Here is a 19,950-nt window from a genome sequence, read left to right on the forward strand (position 1 = left end):
CCCCCACAAGGAGCCGCACACATGAGCATGAAGATGTCGCGCTTCGCAGCCCTGACCTCCTCCCTGTTACTCGCCGCAGGCGCCGCCCTGTTCGGCGCGGGACAGGCGGCCGCCGCCACGGCCGATTTCGGTTACGTCGCCCTCGGCGACTCGTACTCCTCCGGCGTCGGCGCCGGCAACTACGACAGCGGGAGCGGCAACTGCAAGCGCACCTCCCGCGCCTATCCGGCCCTGTGGGCCGCCGCCCATTCCCCGCAGACCTTCTCCTTCACCGCCTGCTCGGGCGCCCGTACGGGTGATGTCCTCTCCGGCCAGCTCGGTCCGCTGAACTCCGGCACCGACCTGGTCAGCATCACCATCGGCGGCAACGACGCCGGATTCTCCGACGTCATGACGACCTGTGTGCTCCAGTCGGAGTCCACCTGCGTCAACCGCGTCAACCAGGCCAAGGCGTACGTCGACTCCACCCTCCCCGGCCAGCTCGACCAGGTCTACACCGCCATCCACGGCCGGGCGCCCGCCGCCCACGTCGTCGTCCTCGGCTATCCCCGCTTCTACAAGCTCAACGGCACCTGCGCCGCCGGGCTGACGGAGGGCGAGCGCTCCGCCATCAACGGAGCCGCCGACTACCTGAACGCCGCCATCGCCAAACGCGCCGCCGACCACGGGTTCACCTTCGCCTCGGTCGCCGGCGCCTTCACCGGCCACGAGATCTGCTCCGCCGACGCGTGGCTGCACAGCGTCAACTGGCTCAACATCGGCGAGTCCTACCACCCCACCGCCGCCGGACAGTCCGGCGGCTACCTGCCCGTCCTCACCAACGCCGTCTGATCCGGCCGGCTACGAGGCAGCCGCTTCGGGCTCCGCAGCGGGCTGCGGGTCCGTGGCCACGGGCTCCGCGGCGTCCGGCGTCGCCGGTCCCGCGGGCACAGGCCCCGCGGGCACAGGCCCCGCCGTCACCGGGGCCGGCGTACCGCTCGGACCGGGGGAGGGGGAGGTCCCGCCCGTCGGGGTCTCCCCCTCCTCGCACGTCACGGAGAACTCCACCCACTCCGAGGCCGTCGGCTCCGGCCCCCGCACCTCCAGCCGGACCGCGTCGTCGAAGGTCGCGCTCGGGTAGTACGTGAGCTCGGTGTGGTCCAGCTGCCGGCTCCGGGGGCCGTCCGCCGCGTACGTGACGGACTGCCAGCCGGGGTCGGAGGTGACCCCGCTGCGCGTTGCCCAGCGGTACTCCAGCACGGCGGGCGTACGGTCCGCATCGACGGTCGCCGTGAAGGCGGGCGCCTGCTCGGCGGGCGGCGGGCAGGTCCCGCGGTAGTCCGTCCGTACGGCGCGCACCGACACGGCGAAGTGCGGCGCGGGCGTGGCCGACGGCGAGGCGGACGGTGACGGCGACGCCGAAGGGGACGCGGACGGCGACCCCGGGCCGGACGAGCTCGCGGACGCCGCGGCCGAGGTGGTCGCCGGGCCCGTCGGCCCGGTGCCGCTCCCGCCCGGCTCCTCGCGCTCCTTGAGCAGCAGCCACGCCAGGGCGGCCACCGCCAGCAGCAGCACCAGGATCCCGGCGGCCAGCACGAGCCCGGCCCGCCCCTCGCGCGGCGGCGCCCCGGGGCCCGCAGCCCCCGCCGGCGCGGGACCCGGTGCGGGAGCGGGCAGCGGCACCGGCATCGGCGGGGTGGGACCCTCGGGCCGGCCCTGCGCGTCCTGGGCGCCGTGCCGGTGGTGCGTCGTGGCCGTCGGCGAGTCCGGACCCGACACCGCCCCGCCGGAGCCCCGTACGATCCCGCCCGCCCCGATGATCCGCAGCATCCGGGCCGCCTCCGCCGCGGGCAGCCGCTCCGCCGGGTCCTTGCGCAGCAGCCCCTCCAGCACCGGCGTCAGCGGACCGGCCCGGCGCGGCGGCGGCAGCTCCTCGTCCACCACCGCCCGCAGCGTGGACAGCGGGCTGTCCTGCCGGAACGGCGAGACCCCCTCGACGGCGGAGTACAGCATCACCCCGAGCGACCACAGGTCCGACGCGGGCCCCGGATCGCGGCCCAGCGCCCGCTCCGGCGCGAGGAACTCGGGGGAGCCCACCACCTCGCCCGTCATGGTGATCGCCGACGAGCCCTCCAGGCTGGCGATCCCGAAGTCGCTCAGCACCATCCGGCCGTCGTTGGCGATCAGTACGTTGGAGGGCTTGACGTCCCGGTGCAGCACCCCCGCCTCGTGCGCGGCGCGCAGCGCGGCCAGCACCTGCTCCCCGAGGTGCGCGGCCCGCTGCGGGGTGAGCGGCCCCTCGGCCTCGAGCACGTCGGCCAGCGAGAGCCCGCGCACCAGCTCCATCACGATCCAGGGCCGGCCGTCCTCGGTGGCCACGTCGTAGACCGTGACGACCCCGCGGTGCGAGACCCGGGCCGCCGCCCAGGCCTCGCGCTCGAGCCGCCGGTACATCCGCCCGATCTCGGCGCCGTCCAGACCGGCCGGGGGCCGTACCTCCTTGACGGCCACCTCACGGCCCAGGACCTCGTCGCGGGCCCGCCACACGATGCCCATGCCGCCCCGGCCCAGCAGGTCGAGCAGCCGGTAGCGGCCCGAGATGACACGGCCGGCGGCGGATTCCCCGCCCGCCCCGCCGATGTTGTCACTCACGCGAGCCCCCAGGTGTGTCCGTGTGTCGGCGGGCGATCACTCCAAGTTAGCGCAGTGCGCGCGATGTGGCCCCGGTCCGCGCGGGACTCGCGCAGGGACCCTTCAAACGGCCGCCTCCCCTGCGGAGAGTGACGGTCGACTCCGCTGAGTAACCGTCAACTCCCCGTCGCCATAGGGGTAATTCACACCACCGGGATACCCGAGCACGACGCAGGGGCGATAGGGTTAACCTGCCCGGGCCGGGTGCCCTCGTACGGGTGGGGAGAGAACATGGAACAGATAGCAATGCGCAGCAGGCCGCCACGCGTGCCTGCCATCACCTGCGGCAGCAGCGCGACGAGCTCGCGCCTCGACCGCCACCTCGCCGTGCTGGGCGGACCCGCCCTCCCGCACCGCGAGACGGCAGAGGCGACCCTGCTGATGCGCGAACTCACCTCGCGCGACCACACGCACCGTCTGCGGAGCCGGAGCGCGCGCGTCTCGCTCTTCGCGCCGCTGCGGCGGCTGCGTCGCACGATCTTCGGCAGCCGCCGCTCGTAACAACCGTCCCCGACCCCTTCTGGTTTCGCCCCCCGGCCCTACGCAACCACACCATCCCGGCGCAGCGTCGTGATCTGTGCGCCCGTCATCCCCAGGGCGCGCAGCAGGGCCTCGGTGTGTTCGCCGAGCGCGGGCACCGCACCCATGTGCGGTGCCGCGCCTCCCGGCAGTCCGATCGGCGGCAGCAGTGCCCGCAGCGGACCGGCCGGTGACTCCACCTCCCGCCAGCGGTCCCGTGCCGCCAGCTGCGGGTGTCCCGCGAGCTGGGCCACCGAGTTCAGCCGTGCGCAGGCGATGCCCGCCGCCTCCAGCCGCCCGATCGCCTCGTCCGCGCCCAGCCGGCCCAGCGCCTCGGCGACCACGGCGTCGGTCTTCTCCCGGCCCCGGGTGCGCGCCGCGTTCGTCGCGTACGCCGGATCCTCGGCCAACTCCGGCCGCTCCAACACCTGTTCGGCGAGCCGCCGCCATTCGCGGTCGTTCTGCACCGACAGCAGCACCCGGTCCCCGTCCGCCGTCGGGTAGGCGTCGTACGGGGCGATGACGGCGTGCGCGAGGCCCGTGCGCACGGGCTGCTCCCCGCCGTGCATCGTGTGGTGCAGCGGATGGCCCATCCACTCGGCCAGCGCGTCCAGCATCGAGACCTCAACCCGGCCCCCGCGCCCGGTGGTCCCGCGGCGCAGCAGGGCCGCGAGGACCCCGGAGAAGGCGTACATGGCCGCCGCGATGTCCGCGGCCGGGATGCCCGCCTTGACGGGCTGCTCCGGGGTGCCGGTCACCGAGACCAGCCCGGCCTCGCACTGCACGAGCATGTCGTAGGCGCGCTTGTGGGCGTACGGGCCCTCGGCCCCGTACCCGGAGATGTCGACGGCGACCAGCCGCGGGTACCGCGCGCACAGCGAGGCCGAGTCGAGCCCGAGCCGCGCGGCGGCGCCCTGGGCGAGGTTCTGGACGAAGACGTCGGCCCCGTCCAGCAGCGCGTGCAGGACCTCCCGGCCGCGCGGGTCCTTCAGGTCGAGCGCGATGGACTCCTTGCCGCGGTTGGCCCAGACGAAATGCGAGGCCAGTCCCTGCGCGGCGGTGTCGTAGGCACGCGCGAAGTCGCCGCCGTCGGGCCGCTCGACCTTGATCACCCGGGCGCCGAGGTCGGCGAGCTGGCGGGTGGCGAAGGGGGCCGAGACGGCCTGTTCGACGGCGACGACGGTGATGCCGTCCAGGGGCAGGGGTTCCACGGGGCGGCGTTGCACGGGGCGGGGCTGCGCAGGGCGCTCGGGCGCGGGCGAGTCGGCTGTCATGACAGCCTGCCTACCGGTTGCGACCCCGGCCTGTCACCACACGGGCGGTCGACATCGCACGCTGTGCGCGGTTCGTCCGCCTGTGGCGCCCGTCTCAGTCCCGGCCGGCCGCGAACCTGCGGGTGGCCGACGGTGCGAAGAGGACCAGCAGGAGCAGCGACCAGGCGACGGCCCCCGCGACCGGGTGCGCCGCCGGCCAGGCGGCGCCCGCCGCGGCCTCGCCGCCCGCGTTGCCGCAGAGGGCGCGCACCGCCGTGGCGACGGCGCTGATCGGGTTCCACTCGGCGACCGTGCGCAGCCACCCGGGCAGTCCGGCGGTCGGCAGGTACGCGCTGGACAGCATCGGCAGGACGAAGGTGGCGCTGCCGAGCTGGCCCGCCGCCTCCTCGCTCCGGCTCAGCAGGCCGAGGTACGTCCCCACCCACGCCGTGGCGAAGCGGAACAGCAGCAGCACGCCGAGCGCCCCCAGCGCGCCCGGGAGCCCGTTCTCGATCCGCCAGCCCATCGCGAGCCCCACCAGCATCACCGGCACCATGGAGACCGCCGTGGTCAGCAGGTCGGCGGCGGTCTGTCCGAGGGGTACGGCCGCGCGGCTCATCGGCAGGGTGCGGAAACGGTCCGTCACCCCGCGGTGGGCGTCCTGCGCGGCCGTGAACATGCCGGTCATCAGGCCGTTCGCGGCGGTGGCGGCGAGCAGCCCGGGCACCAGGAACTCGCGGTACTCGGAACCCGGCATGGCGAGGGCGCTGCCGAAGACGTAGCCGAAGAAGAGCAGCATCGTGATCGGCATGGTCTGGGTGAGGATCAGCAGCGCGGGCGCGTGCCGGGCCTTCTGCAGCTGGCGGGTGAGGACGGCGCCGCCGTCCGACAGCAGGGTGCTCATGCCGCGTACTCCGTCTCGGTCGGCTCGGTCGGCTCGGTCGTCCCCGTCGTCTCCGCCGGCTCTGCCTGCGGGCTCCCGGTGAGGCGCAGGAACACCTCGTCGAGGGTGGGCGGGCGCAGGCTCGCGTCGGTGACCGGGACCCCGGCGTGGTCGAGCGCGCGGATGATGCGGGGCAGGGTGAGCCCCCGGTCCAGGACGGTCGCCCCGGCGGTGAGGCCTTCTCGGTCGAGTACGGGCCGGCCGCCGGTCAGCTGGTCGAGTACGACGGCCGCGCCGGGGAGCGCCTCGGCCTCGGTGACGGTCACCTCGGCGTACGCGCCGATCCGGGACTTGAGTTCGGCCGGGGTGCCCGTGGCGACGGCCCGGCCGTGGTCGACGACCACGATGTCGTCGGCGAGGCGGTCGGCCTCCTCGAGGTACTGGGTGGTGAGCAGGACCGTCGTGCCCTCGTCGGCGAGCGCTCGAACCGCCGTCCAGATGTGCTCGCGGGCTGCCGGATCGAGGCCCGTGGTGGGCTCGTCGAGGAAGAGCACCCGGGGGCGGGTGATGAGCCCGGCGGCCAGGTCGAGGCGCCTGCGCATCCCGCCGGACCAGGTGCCGGCCACCCGGTCGGCGGCCTCGCCCAGGCCGAAGCGCTCCAGCAGCTCGTCGGCGCGGGCCCGCCCGGCCGGCCCGCGCAGTCCGGCGAGGCGGGCGAAGAGCCGCAGGTTCTCGCGGCCCGTCAGATCCCCGTCGACCGAGGCGTACTGGCCGGTGACCCCGATGGTGCGGCGTACGGCGGCCGGATCGCGTGTGACGTCGTGGCCGGCGACGAGGGCGCGGCCGCCGGTGGGCCGGGTCAGCGTGGTGAGGATCCGTACGGCGGTGGTCTTGCCCGCGCCGTTGGGACCGAGCAGGCCGCAGACCGTGCCCTCCGGCACGGCCAGATCGAGGCCGCGCAGGGCATGGACCTCGCCGAAACGCTTCTCCAGAGCTTCACTAAGTACAGCGTACGTAGTTGTCATACGGTGGACCCTACCTCACTGCGTACGCTGTACGTAACTAGGATGGGGGCGAGGTGATGAGTGATGGCAGCCAGCGGGCGACCCGCCCAACCCGAAGTGATCTGGGCCCGCCCGGGGCGCGCCGGCCGCGGACCCCGGCCCGCGCACACCCGCGAGTCGATCGCGGCCGAGGCCGTGCGGATCGCGGACGCGGAGGGGATCGAGGCCGTCTCCATGCGGCGCGTGGCCGCCGGGATCGGCGCCGGGACGATGTCCCTGTACAACTACGTGCCGCGCAAGGAGGACCTGTACGAGCTGATGGTCGACGCGGTGAGCGGGGAGTACGAACTGACCCCGCCGACCGGGGACTGGCGGGCCGACCTGCTCGGGCTCGCCCGCCAGGCGCGGGAGCTGATGCACCGCCACCCGTGGCTGCCCCGGCTGCTGTCCCCGGTCCACGGCTTCAGCCCGAACGCCCTGCGCTACCTGGAGCACAGCCTGGACTGCCTGGTCCCGCTGGAGGCCTCCGGCGCGGAGAAGCTGGAGCTCGTCGCCGCGGTCAACGGCACGGTGGCCACGTTCGTGGCGAGCGAGCTGGCCCTGGCCGAGCGGGCCCGTTCGCTGCCGTGGAGCGAGGCCGCCGAGGAGGGCGTACGGATGGCGTGGCTGGGCTCGAGGCTGGCGACCGGCCAGTACCCGCTGCTGGCGGGGGCGCTGACCGGCGGGCACCCGGTGACGGAGGCGGCCTCCGACCTGGGCGCGGTGTTCGACCGCTCGCTGTCCCGGCTGCTGGGGGCGTGGGGGCCGGCGGAGGGCTGACGCGGGGTCTGCGCGGGGCCGACGCAAGGCTGGGCCGGTGGCCGGTGGCCGGTGGCCGGTGGCCGGTGGCCGGTGGCCGGTGGCCGACGCCGGCGCGCGGTCGGTCGCGCGGGGTCCGGTTCCGTCAGAGCAGGGCGAACTGGCCGCCCGGACCCTCCTCGTGGTGGTCCAGTACGGAGGCCGGGCGCCGGGTCCAGCGCGGCGGCGGCAGCACGCCCGCAGCCGCCAGCCCGGCGGCCGGCAGCAGCGGTCCGGGGGTGAATGCGGCCCGCTGCGGGGCCAGATCGGCGAGCAGGGCCAGGGTGGTCACCAGCGCCAGCAGTTCCGAGGTCCAGGCCTGCGGCCACTCGGCCGGCCCGAGCGCGTCCAGCCCGTCGGCCTCCGGATCCCGGTGGGCGGTCCGGGCGGCGAACCAGGCCTCCAGTACCCGCGTACCGCCCTGCACCTCGTACTCCCAGGCGCCCGCGGGCACGGGGGAGACCGTCCCGGCCCCGAGGCTCAGCGCCTCGGTCTCCGGGTCGTACGCGAGCCCGTCCGGCCAGGCCTGGACCGCCGAGCGGACGTACGGGCGCCGCCCGCCCGGCAGCCGGGGCGGCTCGGCGCCGGGCCCGGGCCCGCCGCGCAGCTGGACGGTGAGCAGCCGGTGCCCCAGCTCCAGCCCGGCCCGCCAACGCCCGGGGTCGCCGGTCAGCGGGACCTCGTACCCCCGGGGCCCGGGGCGGCCCGCCGCGAGGATCCAGCACAGCACGTCCTGCGGGGTGACCCGGCCGCCGTAGCGCTCGCCGAGCAGCTGCAGCAGGCCCGGCGCGAGATTGGGCTCGGCGCCGCCGGGGCGCCGGTGCAGCGGGCGGATCCGGCCCAGGCGGCCGACCGGGAGGTGCGCGGTGACCAGCAGCTCCGGGGTTTCGACGGCGAAGAGCTGGTGCTCGTCCAGCACCCGCCACAGCTCCGGGCGGGCCATGTCGATGAGCCGCTGGTCGGGCAGCAGCCACTGCTCGTCGAAGGGATCGCGCAGCACCCGTACGGGGTCGGGGCAGGAGCCCGGCGCATCGGCGAAGCGGGCGGTCGACGGCGAGCGCCGGCCGGGCAGCGCGGCCGCGCCGGTGGTGGGCGTACGCGTCCGGGTCGGGCGGAACAGCCGGTCCCGCTCGGCCGCTTCGGCGACGGTCAGGGCCGCCCAGCGGGCGCGCAGGGCCGCGGGGTCGGGGGCCGCCACCCAGGCCCGGCCCAGGCGCAGGCCGCCCACGGCCCAGGGCATCAGATCGTCCAGCAGCGGTACGTCTTCGCTCACCCGGCAGATGGTAGCGACGGCAGGCGGCGGCCGGGGTGTGGGCGGGGGTGCGGGCGAGGGGCGCGGCCGGGCTGTGTCCAGGCCGGAGAGTTACGCTCCCTATGTACGGATATGTTCCGATGTCGAGGAGGCGGTCATGAGTCAGTACGACGAATACTCGACTCCGTCGCAGGCCGAGGGCGAGCGGCTCGACGAGGACATGGACGAGAAGGAGAAGATGCAGCGGCACCACCCGCAGACGATGCGGACCACGCCGTCGCAGGCGGAGGGCGAGCGCAGCAAGGACGACGAGGAGAAGTAGCCCCCTGCGGGTACGACGCAGAGGTCAGGCACGGGTCGGGCGGAATCAGGCGGAGGTCGGTCCGGCGGTCGGGTGCCGGCGGTGAGGTCGCGTCGACGGTCAGGTCGCGTCGACGGTCACCGTGAACGAGAACCGGTCGCCCCGGTACCGGATCCGTGCCACGTCCACGACCCGGCCGTCCTCGTCGTACGTCACGCCCGTGTAGTGCAGGATCGGGCTGAGCAGCGGCACCTGGAGCAGCTCGGCCGTCTCCGGGTCGGCCAGCCGCGCCTCGACCGTGTCCGTGATCCGGCTGATCCGCACGCCCACCACGTCACGCAGCACCTTGGTCATCGGCCAGCGGGCCAGATCGGCCAGGTCCACCGCCTCGGCGACCTCCGGGCGGACCGCGTTCTCGACCCAGTTGGTCGGCTCGCCGCTCTCGCCGTCGTGCCGCAGCCGGCGGTACGTGACCACCTCGGCCGTGTCCGGGAAGTGCTCCAGCAGCTCCCCGGACACCGCCGTCCGCTCGACGCCGAGAATCGTCGTACGGTCGCCCGACTGCTGCGCCACGATCGCGTCGACCGAACCCAGCAGCCGCACCGGCGCCCCGCGCCGCGCACCCGGCTCGATGAACGTGCCGCGCCGGCGGTGGCGGCTGATCAGCCCCTCGCCCTCCAGCTCTTTGAGCGCCTGGCGCATGGTCAGCACGCTCACCCCGTAGTGCTCGGCGAGCTGCTCCTCGGTGGGCAGGCGCAGCGAGGCGTCCGGGGTGCGCCCCAGTATCGAGGCGCGCAGCGACTGTGACACCTGGTACCAGAGCGGCAGCTTCCGGTTGAGCACCAGCGAGTCGGGGGCGAAGGCGGTCACGGGTGGTTCTCCGTTAGGACGGGGCGAGGGGCGCGCATGGTGATACTAGGCGCGGAAGTGGCGCTGGAGCCCCTGCCAGACGTCGTCGTATCCGCGCTGGAGGTGGTCGGCGCCGGCCGCCTGGGGGGTGGCGGTGATCGGCCAGCGGGTCTCGAACATGAAGGCCAGGCCGTCGTCGATCTTCTGCGGCTTCAGCTCGGCGGCGCTCGCCTTGTCGAAGGTCTCCCGGTCCGGTCCGTGCGCGGACATCATGTTGTGCAGCGAGCCGCCGCCGGGGACGAAGCCTTCCGCCTTGGCGTCGTAGGCGCCCTCGATCAGGCCCATGTACTCGCTCATGACGTTGCGGTGGAAGTACGGCGGGCGGAAGGTGTCCTCGCCGACCAGCCAGCGCGGGGCGAAGACGACGAAGTCCACGCCCGCCAGCCCCGGGGTGTCGGACGGCGAGGTCAGCACGGTGAAGATCGACGGGTCGGGGTGGTCGTAGCTGATGGAGCCCAGGACGTTGAAGCGGCGCAGATCGTACACGTACGGGGTGTGCGTGCCGTACCAGGCGACCACGTCGAGCGGGGAGTGGTCGTAGGCGGCGGCCCAGAGGTTGCCGCAGAACTTGTTGACCACCTCGGTCGGGCGCTCGCTGTCCTCGTACGCGGCCACCGGGGCCCGGAAGTCGCGTGCGGCGGCGAGGCCGTTGGCGCCGATCGGGCCCAGGTCGGGCAGCTCGAAGGGGCGGCCGTAGTTCTCGCAGACGTACCCGCGGGCGTCGTCGTCCAGGAGCTCGACGCGGAAGCGCACGCCGCGCGGGATCAGGGCGACCTCGCCGGGGCCGGCGCTGAGCAGGCCGAGCTCGGTGCGCAGCAGCAGGCCGCCGCGCTCGGGGACGATCAGCAGTTCGCCGTCGGAGTCGCTGAAGACCCGGTCGGTCATGGAGGCGTTGGCGGAGTAGAGGTGGATGGCCATGCCGGTGCGCTGGGTGGCGTCGCCGTTGCCGCCGAGGGTCCACAGGCCCGCCAGGAAGTCGGTGCCGGGCGCCGGGTCGGGGAGCGGGTTCCAGCGGAGCCGGTTGGGGTCCGCCGGGGCCTCGGTGAAGGGCGCGGAGCGCAGGGCGCCGTTGTCGATCCGGGCGAACGGCGGGTGGGCCGCCGAGGGGCGGATCCGGTAGAGCCAGGAGCGGCGGTTGTGGCTGCGCGGCTCGGTGAAGGCGCTGCCGCTGAGCTGCTCCGCGTACAGGCCGAGGGGGGCGCGCTGGGGCGAGTTGCGGCCGGGCGGCAGGGCGCCGGGTACGGCCTCCGAGCTGTGCTCGTTGCCGAAGCCGGTGAGGTACTCCAGTGCCTCCGCCGTCTTCCTGGCCTGCTCGGCCTGCTCGCTCATGGGTGCTCCCGCTCTGTCGCTGTCGCTATCGAAGGAATCCTATGGTCGACAGTAGGATTCCATGGCCCGCGCGTCAATGGCTTCCCGGGTGCATGGCCGGATCGGGCGGGTCGGGCGGGTCGGGTGGCGGCGACGGGCGAGGCGAGACGCCGATACGCGATGCCGCGGGGGATCCAAAAAGGTGAACATTGCTCTACTCTCACGCGCATGTCGTGGACCCGCAGGTTCCCTGCCGTGCCGGCGGCGCTCCTCGCCGCCCTCCTCGCTCTCCTGTCCCTCCTCGCCGCCGCGCCCGCCGCCGGCGCGCACGAGGAGCGCCCCGTGGCCCTCCCGGACGGCTCCGGTTCCGTGCCGCAGTACCGCAAGGCCGAGCCCGACCTGCTGGTCTGCAAGACCGACCGGGCCGCCTTCGAACGCCGGACCGCCGCCTTCCCCGAGGAGCTGAAGCAGCGCAACCTCGCCCTGTACGAGCGGTGCGAGAAGAGCGGCTACCGACACCTCCAGGAAGCCGTCGACGCCGTGGACCGGCCCGGCATGAACATCGCGATCCTCCCCGGCCTGTACGAGGAGGAGCCCTCCCTGCCGACACCCACGGGGGAGTGCGCGGCATTGAAGGCCCCCAACTCCTCGCTCGGCTACCAGATCCTGACGTACGAGCAGCAGGTGCAGTGCCGGCACAACCAGAACCTCGTCGCGATCCTCGGGAAGACGGACCTGCAGATCGAAGGCACCGGCGCTTCACGCCTCGACGTCGTCATCGACGCCAAGTACCAAAAGCTGAACGCCATCCGCGCCGACAAGTCGAACGGCATCTACTTCCGCAACTTCACCGCGCAGCGCACCACCTTCAACTCGCTGTACGTGCTGGCGGGCGACGGGTTCGTCATCGACGACGTGCTGACCCGGTGGAACGACGAGTACGGCTTCCTGACCTTCGCCAGCGACCACGGGCTCTACAAGAACTGCGAGTCGTACGGGAACGGCGACTCCGGCATCTACCCCGGCAGCGCCTCGAACATCAACGACGGGCGCGGCTACGACGTCCCGCGCTACTCCATCGAGATCACCGGCTGCCACAGCCATCACAACATGGTCGGCTACTCGGGCACGGCCGGCGACTCCGTCTGGGTCCATGACAACGAGTTCGACCAGAACATGGGCGGTGCCTCCATGGACAGCGCCTTCCCCGGGCATCCCGGACTCCCGCAGAACCACGCCAAGTTCGAGCGGAACCTGATCCACGACAACAACGCCGACTACTACGGGTACGTCGCCGACGGCACCTGCGCCAAGCCGCCGATCGAGCGCGGCTACGAGCAGGGGGTGGTGTGCCCGCAGATCTCCATGCCGCCGGGCACCGGCATCATCACCGCGGGCGGCAACTGGAACGTGTACGAGAACAACTGGGTGTACGGGCACCGGCGCGCGGGCTTCTTCCTCTCGGCCGTCCCGGCGTTCATCCGCGGCGAGGAGGAGTGGTCGAAGCAGGCGGACACCTCCCACCACAACCGGTACGCCGCCAACATCCTCGGCAAGGACAAGTCGGGGGCGTCCCGCCCCAACGGCATGGACGTGTGGTGGGACGGCCAGGGCCGCGAGAACTGCTGGCAGTCCGGGCCGGACGGCTCCACCCCGGGCACGCTCCCGCACTGCGGCGACCGCCACGGCGAGGTGTCGGGCGCGTCCTCCCGCCTGGTCGGCGAACCGGTGAAACTCGCCCAGCTGCTGGTTTGCGCCGACTACAGCGTGCAGGCGCGCAAGCTGCCGGCCGGCTGCGACTGGTACGGGGCGCGCGGCCTGGAGCGGGTGGAGACCCAGATCGCGCTGGTCGTGGCGGCGGTGCTGCTGCTCGTGGGCGGGGTGCTGTGGTGGCGCCGCCTGCGCGGGTCCCGCCTGGGCACGGCGGCCTCGGTGCTCGGCCTGGCCGGGCTGGCCCTGGACGTGGCCGGCTCCACGATGCCGCTCGTGGGCACCTTCGTACCGGCCCTGGCCCTGCTCCTGCTGGGCCTGTGGTGGACGGGTGCGGGCATCGCGCTGCGCCCCGGCCGCCCCTGGCTGGCGCGGCTGACCCTGCTGCTCGCGGCCCTCACCCTGCTCGACGCCTTCGACAAGGCCGTCCTGATGATCCCCTGGATCCCGCTCGGCCCCGCCTGGCTCCGCGCCCTGATCACGATCCCCTGGGCCCTGTGGGCCACGATCGCCGCCTCCCGCCCAGCCCCGACCCCGGGCGGCCCGGAAGACCCCGAAGGCCCGGAAGACCGCGAAGGCGACCGCACCCCGGTCCCGGCCGGACCTGCCCCAGCCCCTCACGCCGAACCCACCCCGGATGCCTCATGACCCCCCGCCCCCGCCCCGGTCCCCTGCACAACATCGGCGGCACCCGCCCGACCGGCCCGAGCCCGGTCGCAGCACCCGCCGCCACCACTCGCCGGAGCCGCGGCCCGGCACGAGGGCATGCCGAAGCAGACCCCCAACCGTCCTGCGGGGTGGGGCGGAGCGGGCGCGGCGGGGACGGCCCGACCGAAGGAGGAGCACAGTGAGCGACGGCCGGAGCGCAGACCCCATCCGGTGCGACGGCTGCGGGGTGCCGCCCGTCGGGGTACGGACCCGGCGGCGTGCCCGAACCGCAGCCCTGCTCGCGCTGGTACTCCTGCTCGCCGGCGGCGCGGCGACGGGCTGCGGCGGGCGGGCCACCACCCACCACAAACCCGGCACCAGCCACGAGCAGGCCACCGGCAGCGTCGGCACCCTGCTGGACGCCCAGGACAACACCGGCCACCGGCTCCGCGAGGTCCCGGCCGAGGGCGCGCCGGAGGTGCAGCTCACCGCCCGCCCCGACTCCGAGGACGGCTGGAACCTCCAGCTGACGGTGAAGAACTTCCGCTTCACCCCCGACAGCACCGGCGGCGCCGCCCTCCCGGGCGCCGGCCACGCACACCTGGAGCTCGACGGGCGGAAGCTGGCCCGGCTGTACGGCCCCTGGTTCCACCTGCCCGCCGCGCAGGTCCCCGAGGGCGCGCACACCCTGACCGTCCGCCTCTACGCGGACGACCACACCGCCTGGGCCGTCACCGGCAAGCCGATCGAGGGCACCGCTCAGCTCACCGCCGCCGCCCCCGGCCAGGCCGGCCACAGCCACACCCCGCCGTCGGCGCAACCGTCGCCCCCGGCACCGCCGTCGACGCAAGCGCAGGCCGACCGCACGGTCACCCTCACCGTCCGGGACGGCAAGGTCACCCCCGCCCCCGGCCGCACCGAGCTGCGGCGCGGCGAACGCATCGCCCTGCGCGTCACCAGCGACCGCGCGGACACCCTGCACGTCCACGGCTACGACAAGGAACTCGCCCTGCCGGCAGGCCAGGAGGCCACCCTGGTCCTGACGGCCGACCGTACGGGCCTCTTCGAGGTCGAGACCCACGAGTCCCGCCTCGTCCTGACCCAGCTCCTCGTCCGGTGACCCGGCCCGCGCCCACCCGGTCCGTGCCCGCCTGGCCCGCGCCCGTCCGGTCCGCGCGCACCTCGTCCGCGCCCACCCGGCCCGCGCGCACCCCGCCCGCGCGCACCCCGAGCCGGACCCGCCCGGCCCCGTTCCCTCTCCGCGGCGGGGAACACGGCCGCGCGGGCGGCCCGCGGTGACCCCGGTCGGGCCGGGTCCCGTACCCGCCGCGGGCGGCGGTGGCGGGGGCCAGGGCGTGGTCCTTCACCCGGCCGATCCGCTCACCGTGCTCGCGCACGGGATCGGGTCCCAGCACGATCTGCCGATCTCTCCCTTCTATGCGTTCGCCGGTGCCTTCGCCGCGCTGTTCGTCTCCTTCCTCGCGCTCGGTCTGCTCTGGTCCTCCTCCCGTTTCCGCGGCGACCGCTCAGGCCTGGCCCTGCCCGCCGTCCTCGAGCGGATCGCCGACGCGCCGGCCACCCGTACCGCCCTGCGCGGACTCGGCCTCGCCGCCGCGCTCGCCGTCCCCCTCTCCCTCCTCCTCGGCCCCGACGACCCCGCGCACAACCCCGCACCCGGCGCCGTCTACGTCCTCCTCTGGGTCGGACTCGTCCCCGCCTCCCTCCTCCTCGGCCCCGTCTGGCGCCTGCTCAACCCGCTCCGCAGCCTGTACCGCCTGTTGCCCCGCGCCCGGCGTCAGGCCGCCCCCGCCCCCCTCCCCGTCCGACTCGGCCAATGGCCCGCCGCCGCCGGGCTGTTCGGCTTCACCTGGCTCGAACTCGCCGCTCCGGATCCCGCATCCACCACCACCCTCCTGACCGCCCTCGCCGTCTACGCCGCCGCCCACCTCGCGCTCGCCGCCCGCTTCGGAGAACGCTGGTTCGCCGACGCGGACGCCTTCGAGGCGTACTCCGCCCTCCTGGCCCGGCTTTCTCCCCTCGGCCGCCGCAGCGACGGCCGCCTGGTCCTCCGCAACCCCTTCCACGGACTCGACGCGACGCCCGAGCGGCCCGGACTCGTCGCCACCGTCTGCGTCCTGCTCGGCTCCACCGCCTACGACGGCTACTCCGACAATCCGTCCTGGATCAACACCCTCCAGACCTCCCCCCTCGGCCGCACCCCCACGGCCACGCTCGGACTGCTCGCTTCCATCGCCCTCGTCGCCACCCTGTACTGCCTCTGCGCGGCGGCCACCCGCCTCGTCTGCGGCCCGCACCCGGGCCCGCTGACCGCCTTCGCGCACTCACTCGTGCCGATCGCACTCGGCTATCTCGTCGCCCATTACTTCTCCCTCCTGGTAACCGAAGGACCACGCACAGTAAGCATGGCACTCGGCACTGACAACGCCCCGGAACCCTTGCCACCACTGGGCCCCGGCGCTCTCGCCGCCCTCCAGGTCCTCGCCGTCGTCACCGGCCACGTACTCGGCGTGATCGCGGCCCACGACCGCTCCGTACGGCTCTTCCCGCCCGCCAGGGCCGTCGCCGGCCAGTTGCCGCTGCTCGCGCTCATGATCACTTACACGATCGGGGGGATCGGTCTTCTGCTGAACTGAGACTGCCGGTGTACCGAGAAGCCAGGAGCGGCATGATGGACCCCGTGCCCCCCGCCCACCCCTTGCGCCGTACGCCGATCCAGCAGCGCAGCGCCGACCGGCTCGCCCGGATCCTCGACGCCTGCGCCGAACTCCTGGACGAGACCGGGTACGAGAACCTCAGCACCCGGGCCGTCGCCCTGCGCGCCGGCGTGCCCATCGGTTCGGTCTACCGCTTCTTCGGCAACAAGCGCGCCATGGCCATCGCCCTCGCGCACCGGAACCTGGACCGGTACACCGAAGGCATCGCGGACCGCCTCGCCGCCCTCCCGGCCGGCGACTGGCGGCCCGTCGTGGACGCCGTCCTCGACGAGTACCTGGCCATGAAGCGCACCGTCCCCGGTTTCGCGCTCGTCGACTTCGGCGTGCCCGTCCCGCCCGCCGAGGGCCCGGCCGCCGACCCCAACCGGCTGGTCGCCGTACGCCTCACCGAACTCCTCGGCGCGCACCTCGGCCTGACCCCGGACGCCACCCTGGAGCGCGCGGTCCTGGTCGCCGTCGAGGCCACGGACGCGCTGACGAAGCTGGCCTTCCGGGCCGACCCGGCCGGCGACCCGGGCATCGTGGCCGAGACCCGGACGATGATGCACGCCTACCTCGCCCACGCCCTGGACTGACCACCCCCGCCGCCACCCCCGCCCGCGCTCCCCGCCCGCGCCTGCCGCTCCCGCCCGCGCCCGGCGCCCGCGCCTGCCGCTCCCGCCCAGCCTGCCGCTCCCGCCCGCCACCCGGCGTCCGAGCCTGCCGCCCCATCCGGCGCCCGCCCGCCGCCGCCCCCGCCCGCCGCCCGTGGCACCCGTTGGCGCCCGCGCCCGTACGCCTGCCGGTGCGTCGCCCGGGCGCGGTACTTCGACGCCCTCCCCGGGGGTCGGCGAGGGCGCGGTACTTCGACGCCCTCCCCGGGGGTCGGCGCAGCAGCGCCCCCCATGGCCCTGCCCTCCGTCGCCCCGTGGGGCCGTGCCTCCGCCCACCCCTTCCTCGCGCCATCGCGAGCGCCGGCTGCCCGGCCGGGCAAGCAAGCCCGCGCGCGCCTGAGGAGCGGCGGGCGCCCCACGGGGCGCGGCTTCACGGTCCCGACGCCGAACAGGCGCCGAGGGGGCGGGCCCGCGAACGCGCCGGACGGGCCGGGGCTTGGGCTGCCCGACTGCGCTGCCGGAGCCCACGAGGCCCAACCGCGGCCCCTGCCCCGGTGCCTGCCCTTTGCGGCACGTTCGAGAGCCCGCCCCCGGCGTCCCGGCGTCCCCCCGCCGAGGGATGCTCGCGAGGCTCCGGCCCGCCCCCCGACTCGTCCGGCGCCTCCCCCTCGGGCGCGTTCACAGGCCTGGCCCATCGGTGCCCGCCCCGCCGGGTCCGATGCGACCCGTCGGGCGCCCGCCCCTTCCGCCGCGTTCGCGGGCCTGCCCGTCCCGCCGAGCCCGGCGTCTGCGGGGCCCGGCCCGGCCCCCCGCCTCGTCCGGTGCCCACCCCCCGGCCCTGAGGCCGTGCGGCCCGCTCGCCCGGGGCGCGACGTGACATCCGCCGCCGCCCGTCGCACCCCCCTCCCCACCATGCCTACCGGTCGGTATGCTCGTGAGTGCCCGCGTGTTCGTGCCGCAGCCTGCCGTCCCTGGAGGGACCATGCCCCGCACCGCCCTGCGCATCTGCCCCCTCTGCGAAGCCACCTGCGGCCTCACGCTCACCATCGAGGGCACCGCCGTCACCGGCGCCCGCGGCGACCGCGACGACGTCTTCAGCCGCGGCTTCATCTGCCCCAAGGGCGCGGCCTTCGGCGCGCTCGACGCCGACCCCGACCGGCTGCGCACCCCCCTGGTCCGCCGCGACGGACGGCTCCGGGAGGCCACCTGGGAGGAGGCGTACGAGGCGATTGCCGCCGCGGTCCCGGCTCTCGTGCAGACGTACGGAGCCCAGTCCGTCGGCGTGGTCCTCGGCAACCCGAACGTGCACACCATGGCCGGCGCCCTCTACCCGCCGCTCCTGCTCAAGGCCCTCGGCACCCGCAACCTCTTCACCGCCAGCACCCTCGACCAGATGCCCAAGCACGTCTCCAGCGGGCTCCTCTTCGGCGACCCGTTCGCGATCCCGGTCCCCGACCTCGACCGCACCGACTTCCTGCTCCTCCTCGGTGCCAACCCCGTCGAGTCCAACGGCTCCTTGTGCACCGCCCCCGACTTCCCGGGCCGGCTCAAGGCGCTGCGCGCCCGCGGCGGCACCCTGGTCGTCGTCGACCCGCGCCGCACCCGTACGGCCAAGCTCGCCGACCGGCACCTCGCGCCGCGTCCCGGCAGCGACGCCCTGCTGCTGGCCGCCCTCGCGCACACCCTCCTCGCGGAGAAACTCGCCGCCCCCGGCGCGCTGGAGGAGCGGACCGACGGCCTCGGGGAACTCGCCGAGGCGCTCGGTAGTTTCACTCCTGAGGCCGTGGCCCCCGCCTGCGACCTCACAGCCGCCGAGATCCGCGACCTCGCCCGCGAGCTCGCGGCCGCGCCCACCGCCGCCGTCTACGGGCGGATCGGCAGCTGCACCGTCGAGTACGGCACGCTCGCCAGCTGGCTGGTCGACGTACTGAACACCCTCACCGGCAACCTCGACCGGCCCGGGGGAGTCCTCTTCCCGCTCCCGGCCGCCGGCCCGCGGCCGCGCCCTGCCGGGCCCGGCAAGGGCTTCACCCTCGGCCGCTGGCGCAGCCGGGTCAGCGGCCACCCCGAGGCCAAGGCGGAACTGCCCATCGCCGCCCTGGCCGAGGAGATCGAGACGCCGGGGGAGGGGCGGATCCGCGCCCTGATCGCCATCGCAGCGAACCCGGTGCTGTCCGCCCCCGACGGGCGGCGCCTGGACGCGGCCCTGGCCGGGCTCGACTTCATGGTGAGCATCGATCCCTACCTCAACGAGACCTCCCGCCACGCCCACGTCGTACTGCCTCCGCCGCCGCCCTCACAGAGCGCGCACCACGACTTCGCCTTCAACGGGTTCGCCATCCGCAACCAGGTCCGCTACACCCGCCCGGCCGTCCCGCTCGAAGCAGGCCGGCTCGACGAGTGCGAGATCCACGCCCGCCTCGTCCTGGCCGTCTCCGGCATGTACGGCACCGCCGCCCCGAGCGCCGTCGACGACATGGTCATCCAGGGCGCCCTCGCCAAGGAGACCGCCGATCCGCGTTCCCCCCTGCACGGGCAGGACCCGGCGCGCCTGGCCGGCCTGCTCACCGGGGAGAGCGGCCCCGAGCGCCGGCTCGACCTGATGCTCCGACTCGGGCCGTACGGAGACCGGTTCGGCGCCGACCCCGACCCCGACCCCGAGCCCGACCCCGCCCCAGCCCCCGACGCGGGAGCAGGTACAGGCGCGGGCGGGGGCGAGGGGCTCAGCCTGGAGCGACTGCTCGCGCACCCGCACGGCATCGACCTGGGCCCGCTGCGGCCCCGGCTCCCGGGCGTGCTGAGGACGCGCAGCGGCAGGATCGAGCTGCTCCCGGACCCGATCACGGCCGAGCTCCCCAGGCTGCGCGCGGCGCTCGCCGACCGCCCCGCCGCCCTGGTGCTCGTGGGCCGCCGCCATCTGCGGTCCAACAACAGCTGGTTGCACAACGTCCCGGCCCTCACCGGAGGTTCCAACCGCTGCACCCTCCAGGTGCATCCGGAGGACGCCGACCGGCTCGGCCTCACCGCGGGCGGCCTGGCCCGGATCACCGCCGACGGCGGCAGCCTGGAGGTCCCCGTCGAGGTCACCGACGCCGTCCGCACCGGCGTGGTGAGCCTGCCGCACGGCTGGGGCCACGACCGCGACGGGGCCCGGCTCTCCGTCGCCTCCGCCGCGCCCGGCGCCAACGTCAACCAGCTCCTCGACGGCTCCCGGCTCGACCCGCTGTCCGGCACGGCGGTGCTCAACGGTTTCCCCGTCGAACTGACACCCCTGCCCTGAGCTGGGGTTTTGCTCGTATTGCTCACGCGTCGACGTCTTGTTGGCGTA

16 protein-coding genes are annotated in these 19,950 nt (G+C 74.7%); 9 read left to right on the forward strand and 7 right to left on the reverse strand.

Annotated features, from left to right (window positions below; translation table 11 throughout):
• Positions 1 to 27: 27 nt before the first annotated feature.
• Positions 28 to 831, forward strand: a complete 804-nt coding sequence (locus tag OG299_RS30110; RefSeq protein WP_327364621.1) for an SGNH/GDSL hydrolase family protein — start codon at positions 28 to 30, stop codon at positions 829 to 831.
• A 9-nt stretch (positions 832 to 840) separates the two neighbouring features.
• On the opposite strand, the gene OG299_RS30115 is transcribed toward OG299_RS30110, so the two are convergent.
• Positions 841 to 2,631: a serine/threonine-protein kinase gene (locus OG299_RS30115; RefSeq protein WP_327363168.1), complete on the reverse strand. Its 1,791-nt coding sequence runs from the start codon at positions 2,629 to 2,631 to the stop codon at positions 841 to 843.
• A gap of 270 nt (positions 2,632 to 2,901) precedes the next feature.
• Between OG299_RS30115 and OG299_RS30120 the strand changes: the two genes are divergently transcribed.
• Entirely contained in the window at positions 2,902 to 3,171 is a 270-nt protein-coding gene (locus tag OG299_RS30120; RefSeq protein ID WP_266630683.1) for a hypothetical protein, read from the forward strand.
• Between the two features lie 38 nt (positions 3,172 to 3,209).
• On the opposite strand, the gene OG299_RS30125 is transcribed toward OG299_RS30120, so the two are convergent.
• From OG299_RS30125 to OG299_RS30135, 3 genes are all read right to left on the reverse strand, one after another.
• Positions 3,210 to 4,463 carry a CaiB/BaiF CoA transferase family protein gene (locus OG299_RS30125; RefSeq protein ID WP_327363169.1) on the reverse strand — a complete coding sequence of 418 codons (1,254 nt, stop codon included), beginning with the start codon at positions 4,461 to 4,463 and terminating at the stop codon, positions 3,210 to 3,212.
• A 94-nt stretch (positions 4,464 to 4,557) separates the two neighbouring features.
• Complete coding sequence (locus OG299_RS30130; protein WP_266630687.1) at positions 4,558 to 5,346, reverse strand: ABC transporter permease; 789 nt, start codon at positions 5,344 to 5,346, stop codon at positions 4,558 to 4,560.
• A complete protein-coding gene (locus OG299_RS30135) occupies positions 5,343 to 6,350 on the reverse strand; it encodes an ATP-binding cassette domain-containing protein (RefSeq protein ID WP_327363170.1) in 1,008 nt (335 codons plus the stop codon). Before OG299_RS30135 ends, OG299_RS30130 begins: the two co-directional genes overlap by 4 nt.
• Before the next feature lie 63 nt (positions 6,351 to 6,413).
• Between OG299_RS30135 and OG299_RS30140 the strand changes: the two genes are divergently transcribed.
• Entirely contained in the window at positions 6,414 to 7,148 is a 735-nt protein-coding gene (locus tag OG299_RS30140; protein WP_266630691.1) for a TetR/AcrR family transcriptional regulator, read from the forward strand.
• 124 nt (positions 7,149 to 7,272) lie between these two features.
• Here the strand turns inward: OG299_RS30140 and OG299_RS30145 are convergent, their stop codons facing one another.
• A complete protein-coding gene (locus OG299_RS30145) occupies positions 7,273 to 8,406 on the reverse strand; it encodes a type ISP restriction/modification enzyme (RefSeq protein ID WP_327364622.1) in 1,134 nt (377 codons plus the stop codon).
• Positions 8,407 to 8,575: 169 nt separating this feature from the next.
• On the opposite strand from OG299_RS30145, the gene OG299_RS30150 reads away from it, so the two are divergent.
• Complete coding sequence (locus OG299_RS30150; protein ID WP_266630693.1) at positions 8,576 to 8,740, forward strand: hypothetical protein; 165 nt, start codon at positions 8,576 to 8,578, stop codon at positions 8,738 to 8,740.
• A 99-nt stretch (positions 8,741 to 8,839) separates the two neighbouring features.
• Here the strand turns inward: OG299_RS30150 and OG299_RS30155 are convergent, their stop codons facing one another.
• Together OG299_RS30155 and hmgA are read right to left on the reverse strand one after the other, a co-directional pair.
• Positions 8,840 to 9,589 (reverse strand): GntR family transcriptional regulator, encoded by a 750-nt coding sequence (locus OG299_RS30155; RefSeq protein ID WP_266630695.1) that lies wholly within the window; start codon positions 9,587 to 9,589, stop codon positions 8,840 to 8,842.
• Between the two features lie 45 nt (positions 9,590 to 9,634).
• Complete coding sequence (gene hmgA, locus OG299_RS30160) at positions 9,635 to 10,957, reverse strand: homogentisate 1,2-dioxygenase (RefSeq protein ID WP_327363171.1); 1,323 nt, start codon at positions 10,955 to 10,957, stop codon at positions 9,635 to 9,637.
• 207 nt (positions 10,958 to 11,164) lie between these two features.
• Between hmgA and OG299_RS30165 the strand changes: the two genes are divergently transcribed.
• The 5 genes from OG299_RS30165 to OG299_RS30185 all read left to right on the forward strand — a co-directional run bounded on the left by OG299_RS30165 (position 11,165) and on the right by OG299_RS30185 (position 19,902).
• Positions 11,165 to 13,294: a right-handed parallel beta-helix repeat-containing protein gene (locus tag OG299_RS30165; protein ID WP_327363173.1), complete on the forward strand. Its 2,130-nt coding sequence runs from the start codon at positions 11,165 to 11,167 to the stop codon at positions 13,292 to 13,294.
• A 295-nt stretch (positions 13,295 to 13,589) separates the two neighbouring features.
• The gene (locus OG299_RS30170) at positions 13,590 to 14,414 is read left to right on the forward strand and encodes a cupredoxin domain-containing protein (RefSeq protein ID WP_327364623.1); all 825 of its coding nucleotides are present in this window, start codon (positions 13,590 to 13,592) and stop codon (positions 14,412 to 14,414) included.
• A 235-nt stretch (positions 14,415 to 14,649) separates the two neighbouring features.
• The gene (locus OG299_RS30175) at positions 14,650 to 15,948 is read left to right on the forward strand and encodes a hypothetical protein (RefSeq protein WP_266630701.1); all 1,299 of its coding nucleotides are present in this window, start codon (positions 14,650 to 14,652) and stop codon (positions 15,946 to 15,948) included.
• 35 nt (positions 15,949 to 15,983) lie between these two features.
• Positions 15,984 to 16,604, forward strand: a complete 621-nt coding sequence (locus OG299_RS30180; protein ID WP_266630703.1) for a TetR/AcrR family transcriptional regulator — start codon at positions 15,984 to 15,986, stop codon at positions 16,602 to 16,604.
• A gap of 1,000 nt (positions 16,605 to 17,604) precedes the next feature.
• A complete protein-coding gene (locus tag OG299_RS30185; RefSeq protein WP_327363175.1) occupies positions 17,605 to 19,902 on the forward strand; it encodes a molybdopterin-dependent oxidoreductase in 2,298 nt (765 codons plus the stop codon).
• Positions 19,903 to 19,950: the final 48 nt, after the last annotated feature.

Origin of the sequence: Streptomyces sp. NBC_01296 (genome assembly GCF_035984415.1) — a bacterium.
Lineage (GTDB): Bacteria > Actinomycetota > Actinomycetes > Streptomycetales > Streptomycetaceae > Streptomyces.

Excerpts from the sequence above, each read along its gene's own strand:
- OG299_RS30110 (WP_327364621.1), top strand. The coding sequence starts at position 28 with ATGAAGATGTCGCGCTTCGCAGCCCTGACCTCCTCCCTGTTACTCGCC.
- OG299_RS30120 (WP_266630683.1), top strand. The coding sequence starts at position 2,902 with ATGGAACAGATAGCAATGCGCAGCAGGCCGCCACGCGTGCCTGCCATC.
- OG299_RS30125 (WP_327363169.1), bottom strand. The coding sequence starts at position 4,463 with ATGACAGCCGACTCGCCCGCGCCCGAGCGCCCTGCGCAGCCCCGCCCC.
- OG299_RS30130 (WP_266630687.1), bottom strand. The coding sequence starts at position 5,346 with ATGAGCACCCTGCTGTCGGACGGCGGCGCCGTCCTCACCCGCCAGCTG.
- OG299_RS30135 (WP_327363170.1), bottom strand. The coding sequence starts at position 6,350 with ATGACAACTACGTACGCTGTACTTAGTGAAGCTCTGGAGAAGCGTTTC.
- OG299_RS30140 (WP_266630691.1), top strand. The coding sequence starts at position 6,414 with ATGGCAGCCAGCGGGCGACCCGCCCAACCCGAAGTGATCTGGGCCCGC.
- OG299_RS30145 (WP_327364622.1), bottom strand. The coding sequence starts at position 8,406 with ATGCCCTGGGCCGTGGGCGGCCTGCGCCTGGGCCGGGCCTGGGTGGCG.
- OG299_RS30150 (WP_266630693.1), top strand. The coding sequence starts at position 8,576 with ATGAGTCAGTACGACGAATACTCGACTCCGTCGCAGGCCGAGGGCGAG.
- hmgA (WP_327363171.1), bottom strand. The coding sequence starts at position 10,957 with ATGAGCGAGCAGGCCGAGCAGGCCAGGAAGACGGCGGAGGCACTGGAG.
- OG299_RS30165 (WP_327363173.1), top strand. The coding sequence starts at position 11,165 with ATGTCGTGGACCCGCAGGTTCCCTGCCGTGCCGGCGGCGCTCCTCGCC.
- OG299_RS30180 (WP_266630703.1), top strand. The coding sequence starts at position 15,984 with ATGGACCCCGTGCCCCCCGCCCACCCCTTGCGCCGTACGCCGATCCAG.
- OG299_RS30185 (WP_327363175.1), top strand. The coding sequence starts at position 17,605 with ATGCCCCGCACCGCCCTGCGCATCTGCCCCCTCTGCGAAGCCACCTGC.